This is a genomic window from Sebaldella termitidis ATCC 33386 (genome assembly GCF_000024405.1).
GTDB classification, from domain to species: Bacteria; Fusobacteriota; Fusobacteriia; order Fusobacteriales; family Leptotrichiaceae; genus Sebaldella; species Sebaldella termitidis.
Genome location: NC_013517.1, coordinates 889,572 through 904,102 on the forward strand (window position 1 = coordinate 889,572; position 14,531 = coordinate 904,102).

The 14,531-nt window shown below is 29.0% G+C and carries 28 protein-coding genes; 23 read left to right on the plus strand and 5 right to left on the minus strand.

Features of this window, described 5'->3' with window-relative positions; all coding sequences use genetic code 11:
• Positions 1–13: 13 nt before the first annotated feature.
• From STERM_RS04020 to STERM_RS04030, 3 genes are read right to left on the minus strand one after another with little or no spacing between them, the layout of a single operon-like run.
• On the minus strand, positions 14–733 hold the full coding sequence (locus STERM_RS04020; protein WP_012860287.1) for a DNA methyltransferase family protein: 720 nt from the start codon (positions 731–733) through the stop codon (positions 14–16).
• 15 nt (positions 734–748) lie between these two features.
• On the minus strand, positions 749–949 hold the full coding sequence (locus STERM_RS04025; RefSeq protein ID WP_012860288.1) for a hypothetical protein: 201 nt from the start codon (positions 947–949) through the stop codon (positions 749–751).
• Positions 950–1,237, minus strand: coding sequence for a hypothetical protein (locus STERM_RS04030; protein ID WP_012860289.1), 288 nt, complete (start codon positions 1,235–1,237; stop codon positions 950–952).
• 207 nt (positions 1,238–1,444) lie between these two features.
• On the opposite strand from STERM_RS04030, the gene STERM_RS04035 reads away from it, so the two are divergent.
• The 4 genes from STERM_RS04035 to STERM_RS04050 all read left to right on the plus strand — a co-directional run bounded on the left by STERM_RS04035 (position 1,445) and on the right by STERM_RS04050 (position 2,950).
• Entirely contained in the window at positions 1,445–1,909 is a 465-nt protein-coding gene (locus tag STERM_RS04035; RefSeq protein WP_012860290.1) for a helix-turn-helix domain-containing protein, read from the plus strand.
• Positions 1,910–1,923: 14 nt separating this feature from the next.
• Entirely contained in the window at positions 1,924–2,358 is a 435-nt protein-coding gene (locus STERM_RS04040) for an ImmA/IrrE family metallo-endopeptidase (protein ID WP_041309795.1), read from the plus strand.
• Between the two features lie 96 nt (positions 2,359–2,454).
• The gene (locus tag STERM_RS04045; RefSeq protein WP_012860292.1) at positions 2,455–2,685 is read left to right on the plus strand and encodes a helix-turn-helix domain-containing protein; all 231 of its coding nucleotides are present in this window, start codon (positions 2,455–2,457) and stop codon (positions 2,683–2,685) included.
• Between the two features lie 79 nt (positions 2,686–2,764).
• Positions 2,765–2,950 carry a hypothetical protein gene (locus STERM_RS04050; RefSeq protein WP_012860293.1) on the plus strand — a complete coding sequence of 62 codons (186 nt, stop codon included), beginning with the start codon at positions 2,765–2,767 and terminating at the stop codon, positions 2,948–2,950.
• On the opposite strand, the gene STERM_RS04055 is transcribed toward STERM_RS04050, so the two are convergent.
• Positions 2,934–3,527 (minus strand): hypothetical protein, encoded by a 594-nt coding sequence (locus tag STERM_RS04055; protein ID WP_012860294.1) that lies wholly within the window; start codon positions 3,525–3,527, stop codon positions 2,934–2,936. The genes STERM_RS04050 and STERM_RS04055 overlap by 17 nt on opposite strands.
• A gap of 251 nt (positions 3,528–3,778) precedes the next feature.
• On the opposite strand from STERM_RS04055, the gene STERM_RS04060 reads away from it, so the two are divergent.
• The gene (locus STERM_RS04060) at positions 3,779–3,967 is read left to right on the plus strand and encodes a hypothetical protein (RefSeq protein ID WP_012860295.1); all 189 of its coding nucleotides are present in this window, start codon (positions 3,779–3,781) and stop codon (positions 3,965–3,967) included.
• On the opposite strand, the gene STERM_RS04065 is transcribed toward STERM_RS04060, so the two are convergent.
• A complete protein-coding gene (locus STERM_RS04065; RefSeq protein ID WP_012860296.1) occupies positions 3,944–4,324 on the minus strand; it encodes a DUF2513 domain-containing protein in 381 nt (126 codons plus the stop codon). The two genes, STERM_RS04060 and STERM_RS04065, sit on opposite strands and share 24 nt — an antisense overlap.
• Positions 4,325–4,428: 104 nt before the next feature.
• On the opposite strand from STERM_RS04065, the gene STERM_RS04070 reads away from it, so the two are divergent.
• The 18 genes from STERM_RS04070 to STERM_RS04145 all read left to right on the plus strand — a co-directional run bounded on the left by STERM_RS04070 (position 4,429) and on the right by STERM_RS04145 (position 14,513).
• Positions 4,429–4,878 carry a hypothetical protein gene (locus tag STERM_RS04070; RefSeq protein ID WP_012860297.1) on the plus strand — a complete coding sequence of 150 codons (450 nt, stop codon included), beginning with the start codon at positions 4,429–4,431 and terminating at the stop codon, positions 4,876–4,878.
• Positions 4,879–5,027: 149 nt separating this feature from the next.
• Positions 5,028–5,744 carry a conserved phage C-terminal domain-containing protein gene (locus STERM_RS21065; RefSeq protein ID WP_012860298.1) on the plus strand — a complete coding sequence of 239 codons (717 nt, stop codon included), beginning with the start codon at positions 5,028–5,030 and terminating at the stop codon, positions 5,742–5,744.
• Positions 5,689–6,507 (plus strand): ATP-binding protein, encoded by an 819-nt coding sequence (locus tag STERM_RS04080; protein ID WP_012860299.1) that lies wholly within the window; start codon positions 5,689–5,691, stop codon positions 6,505–6,507. Before STERM_RS21065 ends, STERM_RS04080 begins: the two co-directional genes overlap by 56 nt.
• 4 nt (positions 6,508–6,511) lie before the next feature.
• A complete protein-coding gene (locus STERM_RS04085) occupies positions 6,512–6,691 on the plus strand; it encodes a hypothetical protein (RefSeq protein WP_147289466.1) in 180 nt (59 codons plus the stop codon).
• Positions 6,692–6,699: 8 nt separating this feature from the next.
• A complete protein-coding gene (dcm, locus tag STERM_RS21070; RefSeq protein ID WP_012860300.1) occupies positions 6,700–7,851 on the plus strand; it encodes a DNA (cytosine-5-)-methyltransferase in 1,152 nt (383 codons plus the stop codon).
• A gap of 9 nt (positions 7,852–7,860) precedes the next feature.
• Entirely contained in the window at positions 7,861–8,769 is a 909-nt protein-coding gene (locus STERM_RS04095; protein WP_012860301.1) for a DNA-methyltransferase, read from the plus strand.
• Positions 8,766–9,347 carry a hypothetical protein gene (locus STERM_RS04100; RefSeq protein WP_012860302.1) on the plus strand — a complete coding sequence of 194 codons (582 nt, stop codon included), beginning with the start codon at positions 8,766–8,768 and terminating at the stop codon, positions 9,345–9,347. The genes STERM_RS04095 and STERM_RS04100 overlap by 4 nt, the downstream gene beginning before the upstream one ends.
• Positions 9,348–9,357: 10 nt before the next feature.
• A complete protein-coding gene (locus STERM_RS04105; protein WP_012860303.1) occupies positions 9,358–9,897 on the plus strand; it encodes a hypothetical protein in 540 nt (179 codons plus the stop codon).
• A gap of 8 nt (positions 9,898–9,905) precedes the next feature.
• Complete coding sequence (locus tag STERM_RS04110; protein ID WP_012860304.1) at positions 9,906–10,967, plus strand: hypothetical protein; 1,062 nt, start codon at positions 9,906–9,908, stop codon at positions 10,965–10,967.
• A 12-nt stretch (positions 10,968–10,979) separates the two neighbouring features.
• Positions 10,980–11,609 carry an ORF6N domain-containing protein gene (locus STERM_RS21075; RefSeq protein ID WP_012860305.1) on the plus strand — a complete coding sequence of 210 codons (630 nt, stop codon included), beginning with the start codon at positions 10,980–10,982 and terminating at the stop codon, positions 11,607–11,609.
• 8 nt (positions 11,610–11,617) lie between these two features.
• A complete protein-coding gene (locus STERM_RS04120; RefSeq protein ID WP_012860306.1) occupies positions 11,618–12,046 on the plus strand; it encodes a YopX family protein in 429 nt (142 codons plus the stop codon).
• Between the two features lie 16 nt (positions 12,047–12,062).
• Positions 12,063–12,914 carry a putative HNHc nuclease gene (locus tag STERM_RS04125; protein WP_012860307.1) on the plus strand — a complete coding sequence of 284 codons (852 nt, stop codon included), beginning with the start codon at positions 12,063–12,065 and terminating at the stop codon, positions 12,912–12,914.
• A gap of 8 nt (positions 12,915–12,922) precedes the next feature.
• Positions 12,923–13,144, plus strand: a complete 222-nt coding sequence (locus STERM_RS04130) for a hypothetical protein (RefSeq protein ID WP_012860308.1) — start codon at positions 12,923–12,925, stop codon at positions 13,142–13,144.
• A 32-nt stretch (positions 13,145–13,176) separates the two neighbouring features.
• Positions 13,177–13,353: a hypothetical protein gene (locus tag STERM_RS22035; RefSeq protein ID WP_012860309.1), complete on the plus strand. Its 177-nt coding sequence runs from the start codon at positions 13,177–13,179 to the stop codon at positions 13,351–13,353.
• Entirely contained in the window at positions 13,322–13,504 is a 183-nt protein-coding gene (locus STERM_RS04135) for a hypothetical protein (RefSeq protein ID WP_012860310.1), read from the plus strand. The genes STERM_RS22035 and STERM_RS04135 overlap by 32 nt, the downstream gene beginning before the upstream one ends.
• Entirely contained in the window at positions 13,504–13,770 is a 267-nt protein-coding gene (locus STERM_RS04140) for a hypothetical protein (RefSeq protein ID WP_012860311.1), read from the plus strand. Before STERM_RS04135 ends, STERM_RS04140 begins: the two co-directional genes overlap by 1 nt.
• Before the next feature lie 93 nt (positions 13,771–13,863).
• Positions 13,864–14,025 (plus strand): hypothetical protein, encoded by a 162-nt coding sequence (locus STERM_RS22040; protein ID WP_012860312.1) that lies wholly within the window; start codon positions 13,864–13,866, stop codon positions 14,023–14,025.
• Between the two features lie 26 nt (positions 14,026–14,051).
• A complete protein-coding gene (locus STERM_RS04145; RefSeq protein ID WP_012860313.1) occupies positions 14,052–14,513 on the plus strand; it encodes a thermonuclease family protein in 462 nt (153 codons plus the stop codon).
• Positions 14,514–14,531 lie beyond the last annotated feature (18 nt).

Here is a 14,531-nt window from a genome sequence, read left to right on the forward strand (position 1 = left end):
TATATCTTGCTTGTTAAATATTTTTTCTTAAAACAACTATTTCAGCTTTTATTTTAGTTCTTGCAAATTCTTCTTGCATATCTTCTCTATCAACAACTTGAAATTTTTCTAAAATCTGAACTAATTTTTTGGGTCTTTCTTTGTCAATAAATCCCTTTGGAATTAATAAAATTGCTGTTCCGTCGTCCGTTAAAGTTTCATATAACCATTCAAGAAATTCAGTTAATACAGGTATTTCATATGGTGGATTTGAAATAATATTTTTTTCCTTTTCTTTATAGTCTTGGAACAAATTTCTTTCGGCAACTCCCTCAGTCCATTCGTCATATAATTGAATTAGACCTGCATCTATTTCAAGCCCTCTTACTTCAAAATTTTTGTTATACATTAATGCTTTTGTTAAACTTCCGAATCCACAACAAGCATCTAAAACTTTAGTCCCTTCAAAAAATCTTTCAGCCAATTCTCCCATTCTTTCCGCTGTCTTTCTTGGAGTGAAAAACTGTGAATTGTACACCCCAGCTCTTTTTTGGTATTCCACATAGCAGTCATAAAGCCACCAGTCACCTTCATATTCATTTTCAGAATTTTCATATCCTTCATATCTGAAAGGCAACTCATTGTGCTCTTTTAAATATTCAAAACATTCTTCCGGTGTTTGTGGAAATTGTGGATTTCTTAATTTAAAATAACTATTATTCAAAGCATATTTCTTTTTGATTTTTTCAAACATTTTATATTCTCCTCTCTAAATAATTTTTTCTATGAATTTTCTTGTTTCTTCAGATTCTAAATACTCATCTAAAGAATTCATATATGGTTCATATTCAACAATAATAGATTCACATATTTTTACAATTTCTTCAGCGGTATAAGATAATATTTCATCTGAAAATTCTCTTTGTAAAAACATTGCACATACTACAATGTCTTCAATTTCAAAATTCATTTACGCCACTTCCTTTCTATTTTCTAATTTAAATTGGAACTCTACATCATAAAAAGTATAATTTTCATCTTCACTAGCTAATGTGACACCAAGAGATTCCTTATAATATTTTTTCTTATCTATTTCGTAACTGTCTAGGTAGAAGTAGGGTATATCTGAAAGTTCCTGTAATTCTTCCTCATCTACTAATACAGTGACATAGCCTTTTACTCTGCCGTCTTTTATGTTCAAAGATGAATAATCTAAGTCTGCGTTATATATTAGTTCTTTTATTTCTTCTGGTGTCATGTTATCAGCTCCTTATAATTGTATAACCTATTTTTAGTTATGGAATATTGCAAAAAAAATTACCTATGGTGTTCTTCTGCCATCTAAAAATATTATAACTTATTTTTGGTTATATGTCAATAAGAAATAATAAAAATATTAGTAATGTTTGGAAAAATGCTTTGAAATATGGTATTATAATAAATAAAGTATAAGGAGAATTCGGTTATGGGATATCAAATTTCTCATTTTTTGAATGAATTTTTAGAGCGAATAGGAATAAGTGTGACGGAGCTAGCTAAAAAATTAGACATTAGTCAGGCTTATGTTTCTTATGTAAAGAATGGAACTAAAACAGCTTCTAAAAAATTTATCGAAAAGTTAGTGAGCACATATCCGTCATTAGAAGCGAAGAAAGAGAAATTGCTTGAAATGTTGGAAAATGACAAAAATATGGAGAAGTTAGAGAAAATAGAAAAGAAAAAACAAGAAGTTTTATCAAGTGTAGAAATGGTAAGCCCAAACGGGAAAAAATTATCTAAGAGGGAGAGGATGCAATTAAATGAAGTGATTGGTAGTGCAAATTATTTTTTTAATGACGAAACTGTTGATTTTGAAGACAAGGAAAAACTGATTTTAACTTTACACGAATTGTTTATTGATGCTAAGAATAAGAATAAAACAAAAAAATAAAATGGGTGATTAAGGTGAAAAAGCGGGAAGACATAAAGAAAATAGTTGATAAACTTGTTAAAAAGTATGGAACTAGAGACCCCTATATCTTGTGCCAAAAATTAAACATAAACATAGTATATAAATCTTTTAAAGGTATTAAAGGGTTTTACAAAAAGATATTGAGGGTTAAATATATTGTGTTAAATGAAGATTTAGATAAAGGTTCAGAAATTTCTGTTTTATCTCACGAACTGGGGCATGGTATTTTACATAGTAATATAGATATAGGTTTTATGAAGGGAAATTTCCGTTTTTATAATGAAATATTAGAAAGAGAAGCAAATATGTTTGCAGCTGAATTACTTTTTTCAGATGAAACTACAGAAGAATATTTTTATTTAAATAATAAAAATTCTGTCGGTTTTGAGTTTATAGAAAAATTATTTAGATACAAATTTAAGAAATAAATGATTATTAGTGTATTTATAGAGAACAAGTACACTAATATTTTTTCTATTGACTTATAACTAAAAATAAGTTATCATAAATATGAGGTGATAAGAATGAAGCTAGAAGAAATGAATAAAATTATAGCTAAGAATATTGAAAAATCTCTAATAGATAAAGATATGAGTAAGACAGATTTGGCAAGAAAATTAGATATTCAAGAAAAATCTGTCTCTTTCATATTCAGAAAACTAAAAAACGGAAAGAATGTTAATAATGCCACTTTATGCAAATGGGCAGATGTCATAGGGGTAGATGTTGGTGATTTTTTTTGCAACTTAACATAACCTTTTTTTAGTTATGGAAACTGAGATAGTATAACCAATCAAGACAAATAACCAGCACAGAGCGCGGAGAGGAGGAGGGATGGAAGAATTAAATAAATTAAGAACAGAAAATGAATGTTTAAAAGAAAAAATAAATAGCCTTGAAAAAGAGCTTCAAGACTATAGAGTTGCTGTTTTTGGTATTTTAAATCCAATTCAGAATTCAATAAATGAGTTATTAGTAGAAGTTGTACCAAAAGAAAAATTATTTAAAAAAACAACTTAACAAAAAATTTTCCGACAGCAATAGCTACATCAGAATGCTTGGCTAATAAATCGGAAAATTTAGAAAATATACCCTTAGTTAATGGTTTATTATTCACAGATGCCTCTTTGATTTCATCTAAAAGTTTTTGTAAAGCTTCTTTATCTTCTGTTTTGTTGTTGATAATTTCCTGAATATTTTTAATTGAATTATCAATATTTAAGGTAAAATCATGTGATCCAATAACATTTGTTCCATTTAATGGAGCATTGAAGTGAAAAACGTTATTAACCTCATTACGATTATTGGATTCGCTTACTTTTGGATCTGTTGAATATTCAAGCATATAATAACAAACTTCATTATCAAATGCTTTTGGTTGAGCATTAGTAACATAATATTTTTTTGATTGAAAAACTAGGCAATCATTATCTAAGATTTCAGTTTCTTCAACAGTTTGAATAGTATTAGGATAATCTTTCCCACAGACAAAAGCTTTCACAAAACCAATTGATTGATTATTTCTTATGATTTCAAAATCATTAGCCATTTTACGAATTGGTTGTAGTTGTTTTTTGATCATACGAGCTGTAATCATTTGTACACCTCCTTTCAGAGGTATTGTAACACAAATTTAATATTAATGAAAGAACTCAGACAAGTCCGCAAAGACTATAAACTATACCCCCTTGAAATATTTATAGATACAGAGAAACTCTGTATCAATTATGCCAGTGTTTTCATGATGGCACGGTTCATATCATACTAGTCAATGTTATGTATAAAATCCGGGGTGGTTAAAGTCCACCCACTGGCTGCCAATTTTTAAAGAGGAAGAAAGGATAAGATATGGAAGAACTACCAAAAATAAAAATATTAAGAAATAACGGTAAATCCGAAAGGATATTTATAGATGAAAAAGAAATAAAAGGTGTAACATCTATAAAAATAAAAAACTCAACTACAAATGAAGAAGACGATACATCTATAGTAGTTGAGATTGGTTTCATAAAGTCACTTGAAATTTTTGATGATTAATTCCGATATGACGTTTGATGCTATATCTTTTAAAGCATCTAAGGAATTGGTGCCTATTGTGTTAGCGATTTTTTTAGTTTTGTTCCAGTTGGTATTTTCCCTTATATTAGCTAAAAATTTATGACCTTCTGGCGATAAATCTTTTATTTGGAAGAGTGAAGATGTAAGTTTCATTTGAGTCGGAACAAGGAACTTATGATAAAAACATTGCCGTATATGATAAATGAATTCATCTTCCGAGTATTTATTTAAACGTTCAGGAATAGAATTTTTGTAAACGACAATAGAGTTTCTAGGTGTTATAACATCCTCAACCCAAAGCAAGATATCTCTGATACAATCAGGATTTAATTTCATAGTATGCCTCCTTTCACTTCAATAAGGATATTATAACATAAGCTTAATTTTGATAAAAGAAATCAGACAAATTATTAATAAAAATAAAATTTAAAGAGGACAATATGTTTAAAACTGAGCGTGAAATGCAAGATTTATTTATAAAAGCATTAGCTAGGAAATACGACCATTTTTTTCATTTATTTGAAGAAGTAAATACTAATTGGTGTAGGCCGGATATTGTGATGTATAGAAATTTAAATAATATCTGGGTTTATGAATTGAAATTAACAAATTCAAAAAAAGTATGGTATCAGGCTTTGAAGAATTTGCATATAAGTCATAAATCTTATATTGTTGTTCCGGTAGGAAAAGGATTGAAAATTCCGGCCGGATGGAATGGACAGGATTTGAAAGGTTCACCGATTGGAATATTAGAATTTGATGGTGAAAACATAATACAAGTCAAGAAATGTAAGAAAAATCCTTATAACATAAAAAAAGAGATATTGCTGCACTCTTTGGCAACACAGCAATACAAAGGCGGTATGAGGATGTTCAATAGTTATAAATAGCAAAGTTCAAAATGAACTTTAGCAACAGTTCAAAATGACCTTTGGGAACTTCCAAAGTTCAAAATGACCTATAATAATAATATTATCTATAGTATTTATATTATTATATATATTAATACTAAAAGATAATATATGCCGGAGGGATAGTAATGAAAGAAACGTTAAATTCATACTTTTCACAAAGAAAAGCAATGGAATTTGAATTAATGAGAGAGGATCTGGACTTTTTGGAATGGTTTATTTTCTGGAAAGATACAGGTGGTATGAGTAGTGAAAGCATTATTCATGCAGAAGATAAATATTATTGGATTTCTTACTCAAAAATATTACAGGATCTTCCGTTTATATTCCGGTCAGAATCAACAGTAAAAAGATCGCTTAATAGATTAATTGAGAAAAAGATAATAAAAAAATACCTCGGAAGTAAAAATGGAGCCAGAGCAACATATTTTGCTATAGGAGAAAATTATATTGCTTTATTAAAGGCAGATACTCGAATAAAAGATGAAATTCCAGCTGCTAAAGAAGAAAAAAAGAGACCAGCAAAATTTGAAAAAGAACATATTGAAATAATAGATCATCTAAATACGGTAACAAAATCAGCTTTCAAGTCAGACACAGTCGCATCAAAACAATTAATGAACAAGCTTTTAGAAAGCGGTTTTACTGTAGAAGATATCAAACTGGTAATAGAATTTAAGGCTAAAGAATGGGAAGGCACCGACCGGGAACAATATTTAAGACCAAAAACATTATTCAAAATGGATTATTTTCCGGGATATTTAAAAATGGCAAGAAAAGGAGCATGTAATGGCAGTGGCAATTTTGAGAGAGATGAAGGATCAGGCTTTAACAGATTTAACTAATGACGATATAAAAATAAAATTTATAGAAGAAAGCAAAAAAGAAGGTCAAAAAAATTATGAAGCTTTCCAGAAAAGAGAAGAAAAAAATAAGAAATTACAAGAAGAATTATTAAAGGAAGCAGAAATAAAAAAATATAAAAGTAATTCACAAATAACAAAAAAAGTTCAGAAAGCAAGTTTTGAAATTGCAACTTTTAAAAATGATAAAGAACGGAAATATTTTAATTATTTCAGAAATTATTGCAAACACTTTGATGAAGTGAGAGAAGATGTTATTGGAATACTGATAACTGGAAATCCGGGAACAGGAAAATCATTTGTTACGAGTTGTATTTATAATGAACTTCAAAATAAATATAAAGTTTACAGGTTTAACTTCAGTTTTTATATTGAGACTCTAAAGCAGAATTTTAATGAAATGGAAAGGCTAAACCTAGTTAAAAATGCGGATCTCGTTATAATAGATGATTTAGGAAACGAAATGCTTGAAACGGAATATAAAAAAAATCAGAATGATGAAAATACAATAAGCTGGCGACAGGAAAGAATGTTTAATTTGTTTCAGGAGATATATGAAAATGAAATTCCAGTAATTATAAATACAAACTTGACTTTTAGTCAGTTGAATAAATTTCTTGAAATAAAAAAAAGTGATAAATTACTTGATAGATTGATAGAAGATTGCAAACATCTGTATTTTGATTGGAAAAGCAGACGATCGGAAATAAAAAAAGACAAATTCAAAAAATATTTTGGTGAATAATATGATGACTAAAACGGAAAAGGATGAGATAAAAGTCAAAATATCAAAGATGGATATTGAGAGAATAGAAAAACTCATTTTATCCCAAGAATTAAGGGTTGAGAAAGCAAAATTTATACTGGATGCATTAATAGCTGAAAAATGGGAAAGAAATAGCAAAAAAGGTGGGAATGTTAATAGATAGGAGGAAAAATGCCTAGAGTAGTGGAAGCTTTTTCAGGGATAAGATCACAAACACAGGCCTTAAAAAATCTTGGGATAGATCATGAAGTAGTAGCAACTTTTGAAATAGATAAATGGGCCATAGAAATGGCTAAACTACTACATGGAAATGTCAATAATCTAGGAGATATATCTAAAGTTGATCCTAAAGAAGTGCCGGAACACGATTTATTTACTTATACTTTCCCGTGTCAAGATATTTCAACAGCTGGACATCAGGCAGGTCTTGAAAAAAATTCAGGGACTAGGAGTAGTTTACTGTGGGAGTGCAAGAAGATAATAGAATACCATAAACCAAAATATTTACTTATGGAAAATGTGGACAATCTATTGAGTAAAAGACATATAAAACAGTTTATGGATTGGTTGGTAGTACTTGAAAAGCTTGGATATAAAAATTACTATAAAATTTTAAATGCTAAAGATTACAGAATACCGCAAAGAAGAAAGAGAGTCTTCTGTGTAAGCATTTTTGGAAATGAAAAATATGTCTTCCCTAAACCTGTAGAATTGAAACTTAGATTAAGAGATATGCTTGAAAAAGAAGTGCCAGAAAAATATTATTTGAAAGATATTGATAATAATAAATTTCATGTAAATATGAATAAAAAACAGGGATATTTTATAAGTGGAGAAGTGGCAAATGCATTAACATCTAAAAATAATAGAAATAATCTGATACAAGTTGGCTATATAAATACAAATAGTCAGGGAAATAGAGTATATACAGATGATGTAGCTTGTACCATAAGTGCCTTAGGTGGTGGTGGTGGTGCGAAAACAGGACTTTATCTCGTGCCAAATGAAAAGATAATAGACGATGACATTTCATACTGTATAACTGCAAGCTATCACAAAGGCACTAACTTAAAAGGATATTTTAAAAAAGGAAGAAGACAATTAATTCAAGATGATAATTTCAGAATAAGAAGACTGACACCACGGGAATGCTGGCGGTTAATGGGATGGAAAGATGAACAAATAGATAAAGTTATACATTTTAGCGATAAACAGCTTATAGAAAAAGCTGGAAACAGTATAGTAATTGATGTACTAGAAGAAATATTCAGAAGTTTATTTTTAACAATACATGAAGAAGAGAATGAATATAGACTATTTTAAGGAGGTTAAATGAAATTATATCATGGAAATGCTGTAAGTTTGATAGATAAAATTAAAGATAATAGTATTCAATCAATCATAACAAGTCCGCCTTATTTTTGTCTTCGGGATTATGAATATCCTCAACAAATAGGACTAGAGGATCAAGTCGAAGACTATTTAACTAAATTGATCCAGATCTGGAACACAGCAAAAAATAAACTAAAAGATGATGGATTATTATTTATCAATATAGATGATACATATTATTATCCGAGACCAGGTGAAACAAAAATCTGGGGAATGAATGCAAATGGGGATAAACGACCGGGCATAAAAAAACATAATGAATATCGAAAAAGTAGTTTGATGGCAGTTCCACAAAAATTAATAATAAAAATGATTGAATCAGGTTGGATATTCAGGCAGCAGATAATATGGCAAAAACCAAACTGTATGCCTGAAAGTACAACTTCAAGATTTACAAGAGATTATGAAGCAATATTTATGTTCAGTAAATCAGAAAATTATAAATTTAATCAATTGAAAGAAGATATGAAAACAGAGGATTTATCAAATCCACGTGGAAGTAATGGGACTACAAAACAATCTGGTCGACGAAATGAAGAAAATAAGAAAACTGAATATACAAGAAATATGAGATCAGTATGGAGCATAAATAATGTGTGTTCAAGTAATAATAATCATTATGCAACCTTTCCAGCTGAGTTGGCCAGAAGATTAATATTATGTTCAACAGATGAAAAAGATACAGTATTAGATCCATTTAGTGGATCGGGAACAACCTTAAAAGTTGCGAAACAACTTAACAGGCATGGTATAGGAATAGAAATAAATAGCAAATATGTGGAACTAGCAGAAAAGAATATAAATGATCTTTTCACAAAAGTGGAGATTATAAAGGAGGAATGTATTTGAATATAACAGATCATGCGTTAATGCGATATGCACAAAGATTTGAAGGCGAACAAATATCAAGTGATAGTGTATTCAGAGAATGGAAGAAAAGCAATATTGATAAAGTGGAAAAATATGAGAAAGCATTAAGAATTTTATTTCAATCAGCAAAATTCTTGACGGAAGGAAAGTATGATAAAAACGGGAAAATATCAAGCTTTTATATTGTAGAAGAAGAAAGGGTATGTTTTGTTTATGATAAAAAACAGCAAAACATAGTAACTGTTTATTTTATTGATTTTGGGATGACGGAAGAGGAAAATTCTCAAATGTTAGCGATATTTCTTAATTTTATTTCTAATACAAAAGTAGAAAAAGAAGAATTTGAATTGAAATGGTCAGAAGAATTAACGCAATTAAAAAGAAAGAGCAGTGCTTTGGAAATTGAAAAAAATGAATACAGAGAAAAAATTAAGAAATTAGAATCAGAACAGCAGCTTATAAATAAACAAATCGAATTTTCGGGTAATAAAAGAAAAGTTTATGAAGCAAATTTACAAAATGCATATAAAAAAATAATAAATTCTATAGAATTTTAAGGAGATGAAAATGAAAAAGACAATATTTGGATTAAGTTTGATCGGAGTTATATTATTAATAGTATTTGTATTAGTAGTAAGTGCTTTAAATTTCAGAAATACAGCTATTAAGCTGGAGAAATCGTTTGAAGTTCAATATGTAGCAAATCAATCCAGTTATGATGCTATGTGGAAAAAATTCAGGGAATTAGCACAGGTTTCAGATCTACAGGCTGAACAAGTAAAAGAAGTTTATACAGGCCTAATTTCAGGAAGATATGAAAATGATACACAGGTTCTATTCAAATTAATAAGGGAAGACAATCCTAAAATGATAGATACTTATTCAATTATTCAACAGCAGTTGGCAGCAGATAGAAATAGTTTTAACAATGAACAGAAAAAAGTGGTTGATAAAGGAAATCAATACAACTACTACATAAAAAAACACTTTATCTGGAATAAATTTTTCAACTATCAAGAGAAAGATTTAAAGAGTCTTGTAGTAACTTCTGAGAAGACAGATGAAGCTTTTAAAAACAAAAAAGATGATGAATTAAAAATAAAGTAGGTGATTAAGTGGTAATAGGATCATTAATATTATTGGTACTGTTTTGTATTTTTGCGTGGTACTCCAAAGAACATACAATTTTAGATGTTATCATCTTAGGAATTTTATTCTTAATTATCTCCGGTTTCGTTTCTTGTATTGATAGGAGTATACAGACTTATGATGAAGAAATATGGTCTGGATATGCTTATGATGTAAAACATATTGAAGAATGGGATCAGTGGATACCACCACAAAGAATATGTACCAGAAGTGGAAAAACAACTAAATGTACAACAAGGCCGGGTTATTGGGTTCACCATTCAGCAGAAAATTATATATATACAACTGATGGTGGAAAAATTAAGGTTAATTGGTCTTTAGATGGAAAAGTCAAACTCAATGATAGGTTTCCAAATAAAAAAGAAGAATTGATTAAATTATGGCCTTTAGGAACTACGACAGCATCTAAGCATGAGTATAAAAACTTATTGAAAGCAAGTAGTAGCTTATATAAATTTGATGGTAATGTTAAAGATTATAAATTACCTGAATATCCAAATGAATTTAAATCTTATGTGAAAATAAATAGATTAATTGGTGATTTTGAAAATCATGTGGAATTAAATAATAAAATTATGAAAATAAATACTAATTTGAATATAAGGGATAAAAAACAAGTAAATTTTATTTTAGTGAAATTTGATAATGTAACTAATGATCATCTATATGCGTTAAGAGATTACTGGAAGAACGGGAAGAAAAATGATTATATAATAGCTTTGAATATGAATGGTGATTATGTTCAGGATATGTTGATAATATCTTGGACAGAAGCCGAAATTCTTAATACTAAAATAACAACTATGACTTTGCATAAAAGACTGGATATGAAAAATTTTGATAAATACTTGGAAAATGTGGAATATTTAATCAAAGAAAATTTTGTAAGAAAAGAAATGAAGGATTATGAGGAATATATTGTAATTGAAACTTCATTGACTTCAAAGATAATTTGTTTTGTATTAGAAATCTTAATAATTATAGGTTTCATAATATGTCCGGTGAAGAAAATGATGGATAATTATTAAAGAGGTGATTATATGAACAAGATGATACTTATAAACAATACATCAATAATAGCAAAAGAATATTCGGAAGAAAGAGTTATAACTGCATGGGATATTGCAAAACTTCACAAAAGAGAAATAAGGGAAATAAATCAAAATTTTAAACATATAAAAGATAGACTCAAATATGGTGAAGATTATTATGTGGTTTCCAGAGATTTTGCTGAATCAAATCAGATGATTCAGGAATTTTTGCCAAATAATGTCCGGGAAATAATACTTTTTACAGAAACAGGGTATCTGATGTTGGTGAGAACACTTAATGATGATCTAAGTTGGAAAATACAAAAATCTTTGATAAAAACATACTTTACATTGAAAAAAATCGAAGCTTTGACAGTTGAAGACATGATCATAATGCAAGCTAATGAAGTAAAAGCAGTAAAAACTAAAGTAGAAGTACTTGAAGATAAAATAAATAATCAGATTAGGAAAAAGAATAAAAATGAAAAAGGAGTTTTTCTTACTAAATTTAAAATAAAATCAAAGACTTACTCCATTCAAACCAGTAAAAATTATACAAAATATTTCAAGCAGGAAAAAACGCTTGCCAAATACTTAAATGAAAATGGTTGGAAAATATATACTGAAAATAAAAGCTAGGAGGATTCATGGATAAATTAAGAGTTTGGATAGAAAAGAAAAAATTATTAGGTGAAGTAAGAGAGGTAAATTATATTGATAAAATAGTCTGGGTAGTAGGTCAATGGGGTGGATTCCGTTCAGAAGATGCAATCTTTATGAAGCCATTAATGAAAAAAGATATAACAGGCAAAGATATATTTGAGGGTGATATTATTCAGTTTCATGATAATGACGGAAACGCCGGAAGAATGATAGTAAAATATGGTGAACTAGAACATATGGTATTGTCGAAATATAATCAAACACTTAAAAAAGTAAAAATGTGGGGTTTTTACTTTGAAGTATCTGATGAAGATAAAAAAGTACTTTGGAGGGCTGAAAATGATGATAGGACAGAAAATGATATTGAAAAAGAAATAAAAATTGTAGGGAATATATATGAAAATAAAAGCTAATTAAAGAAGGTCTTATATGGATAAATTAAAAACAGGGATATTTCAGTATGATGGAGAGAGTAATGAGCTGAAATTATACTGGAATGTTCAAAGTATACCAAAACCAAGTGACTTGAAGCTACAAACTGAAATACTCACAAATACACCAATTAAATTAATTCCTCAGTTGAGATTAAGTTTAGATCAAATGAGATTAATAAAAGTTCTGACAAGTGAATATGGGGCTATATTAGGTTATGAACAACCTGAAATGCAAGAAATTTTAAGGGATGAATTTTGTGAATTATATGAGTTTGAATGGTTTAGTACATCACCATACAAAACAGAGGCTTGTACATTGGAAGTGGCTACTAAATTTATAGATTTTATTATTAATCATGCAATTATAGTCAATAATATATATTTATATGTAATTGACAAAAAAGAAAAAAGAGCGATTCCGTGTAGAGAATATGTAAGTGACTTCTATAGTTATGTTGTAGCATGCTATTTAAATAAAAAATGTGTGGTATGTGGTCAAAGACATGAATATGAACAAGGGTATATAGTTGATTTTGACCATGCGGATAAGGTAGGAACTCTAGGAGCAAGAAAATATGATGACGGATTACAATTAAGAGGGTGGACATTATGCAGGAAGCATCACCAGCAAAGAGAAGCCACTCCGCTATTGGATTTTATGGAATACTGGCACATAGCACCAATTAAATTAAGTCCTACTTTAGTAGCAATAGGACAAAAACTATATCCTGAACAATTCAAAGCTTTTGATATTGAAAAGCATAGACCGCATGTCAGATTAGAAGTTCAGGAGTTTGTTCAAAAAAATAAAGGGAAGTTATTCCGTCAAGGGATAGCGTATGCATAGGAGGAACAATGAGTTTAGATGTTTTAGAAATAAAATTTAAAAATAAAGATCTGTTAGTAGTACATGATGTTAAATCTACAATTATGTTGCAAGAATATTGTTCGTTTATTGTAAAAGCAGCATCAGTGTTTAAATACAATAATAAAGTCGTAAAAAACTATACTTTTAATCTTGCGAAGATAGAAACAATAAAAAAAAATAATAAGTTGATTTATTTGGAAAAGTGCTAGGAAGACTCTTGTGTAGAAGATAGGAGGCTATAATGAAAAATAAAATAGAAATCCGTTGCAAAAAATGTGGAAAGCTAGCTATGGAGATAGAAGTAGAGGGTAGAGTAAAATATGACTTTAAGTGTAAAAGATGCAGTTGTAAAAATATAGGCATAGTAAAGGGTTTAAGGAGGAAATATGGAACAAATCTTACAATTATGGACGGCTGAGCCATTAAAGGTTGGATATTTAGTTAATATAATAAGCTTGAGTGAAAATAAAGAAGTTAAAGCTGAAATAATAAAAATCATAAGCCAAGATGTAAATGAAGTAGGAAATTGGTTTAATGTGATTACAGCTAAAGAATTAGGGGTGAAGTAATGCTAGCAATAACAATTGTAATATGTATATTTTTGTTTCTGATGGCTGCTTTGATATTAGGCCATATAGAAAAGAGACAGGCTGATAAAGAAGATATATATGAAATATTGAGCGAATTAGATAAACGCATACATGATTTAATAAAAAATAAAGTATCAATAGATGATTTGAATATAACGCAAGGAGCAATTGATCAACTTAGTTGTTTAGTCACGGAATGTAGAGACAGGGTTAATAATTTAGAAAAAGAAAAACACAATATATAGTTTTAAGTGGGATAATTTTCCGATAAAATACAATACAAAACACAAGATGTTGTAATTACCATCCAGCAGGATAAGAAAGGATTAATACTGAATATGAAGAAAGTTAGAGTGAGATGTAAGTTTTGTGGAAGACATGTAATAGGACTTGAAATAGAAGGGCAAGTAAAAGGCAATTGGAAATGTAAAAAGTGTGGCAGAGACAATAATATATCTGTTTTTGATAAAAATATTGAAAATGCACAATCAAAATGTTAAAATGTATTAAAAAATCGAGGTATAACATGAGAAAAATATTCTTGGTATTTTTGGTTGTTTCAAATTTATTATTTAGTTATAGAGTTATTAGTGTGAGTGATGGAGATACTATAACAATAATGATGAATGGTGAAAAACAGAAAATACGTTTATATGGGGTTGACACACCAGAAATCAATCAGTCATTCGGAACAGAAGCAAAGCAATTCTTATCAGATCAAATCCTTAATAGAGATGTAGAAATAGAAGTAAAAGACACAGATAGATATAAAAGGCTTGTGGCAATTGTTTATTTAAATGATAGAAGCATGAATGAACTGTTGTTAAAAGAAGGCTGGGCGTGGTGGTATGAAGCTTATGCTAAAAAGGAATACAAATATAAAGAGTTACAGGAGCAAGCTCAAGAGAAAAAGCGGGGAATGTGGAGAAATAAAGGAAATATTCCGCCTTGGGAGTTCAGGAAGATGAAAAAGGTTAAAACAAAATAATATATATTTAGGAGGGAA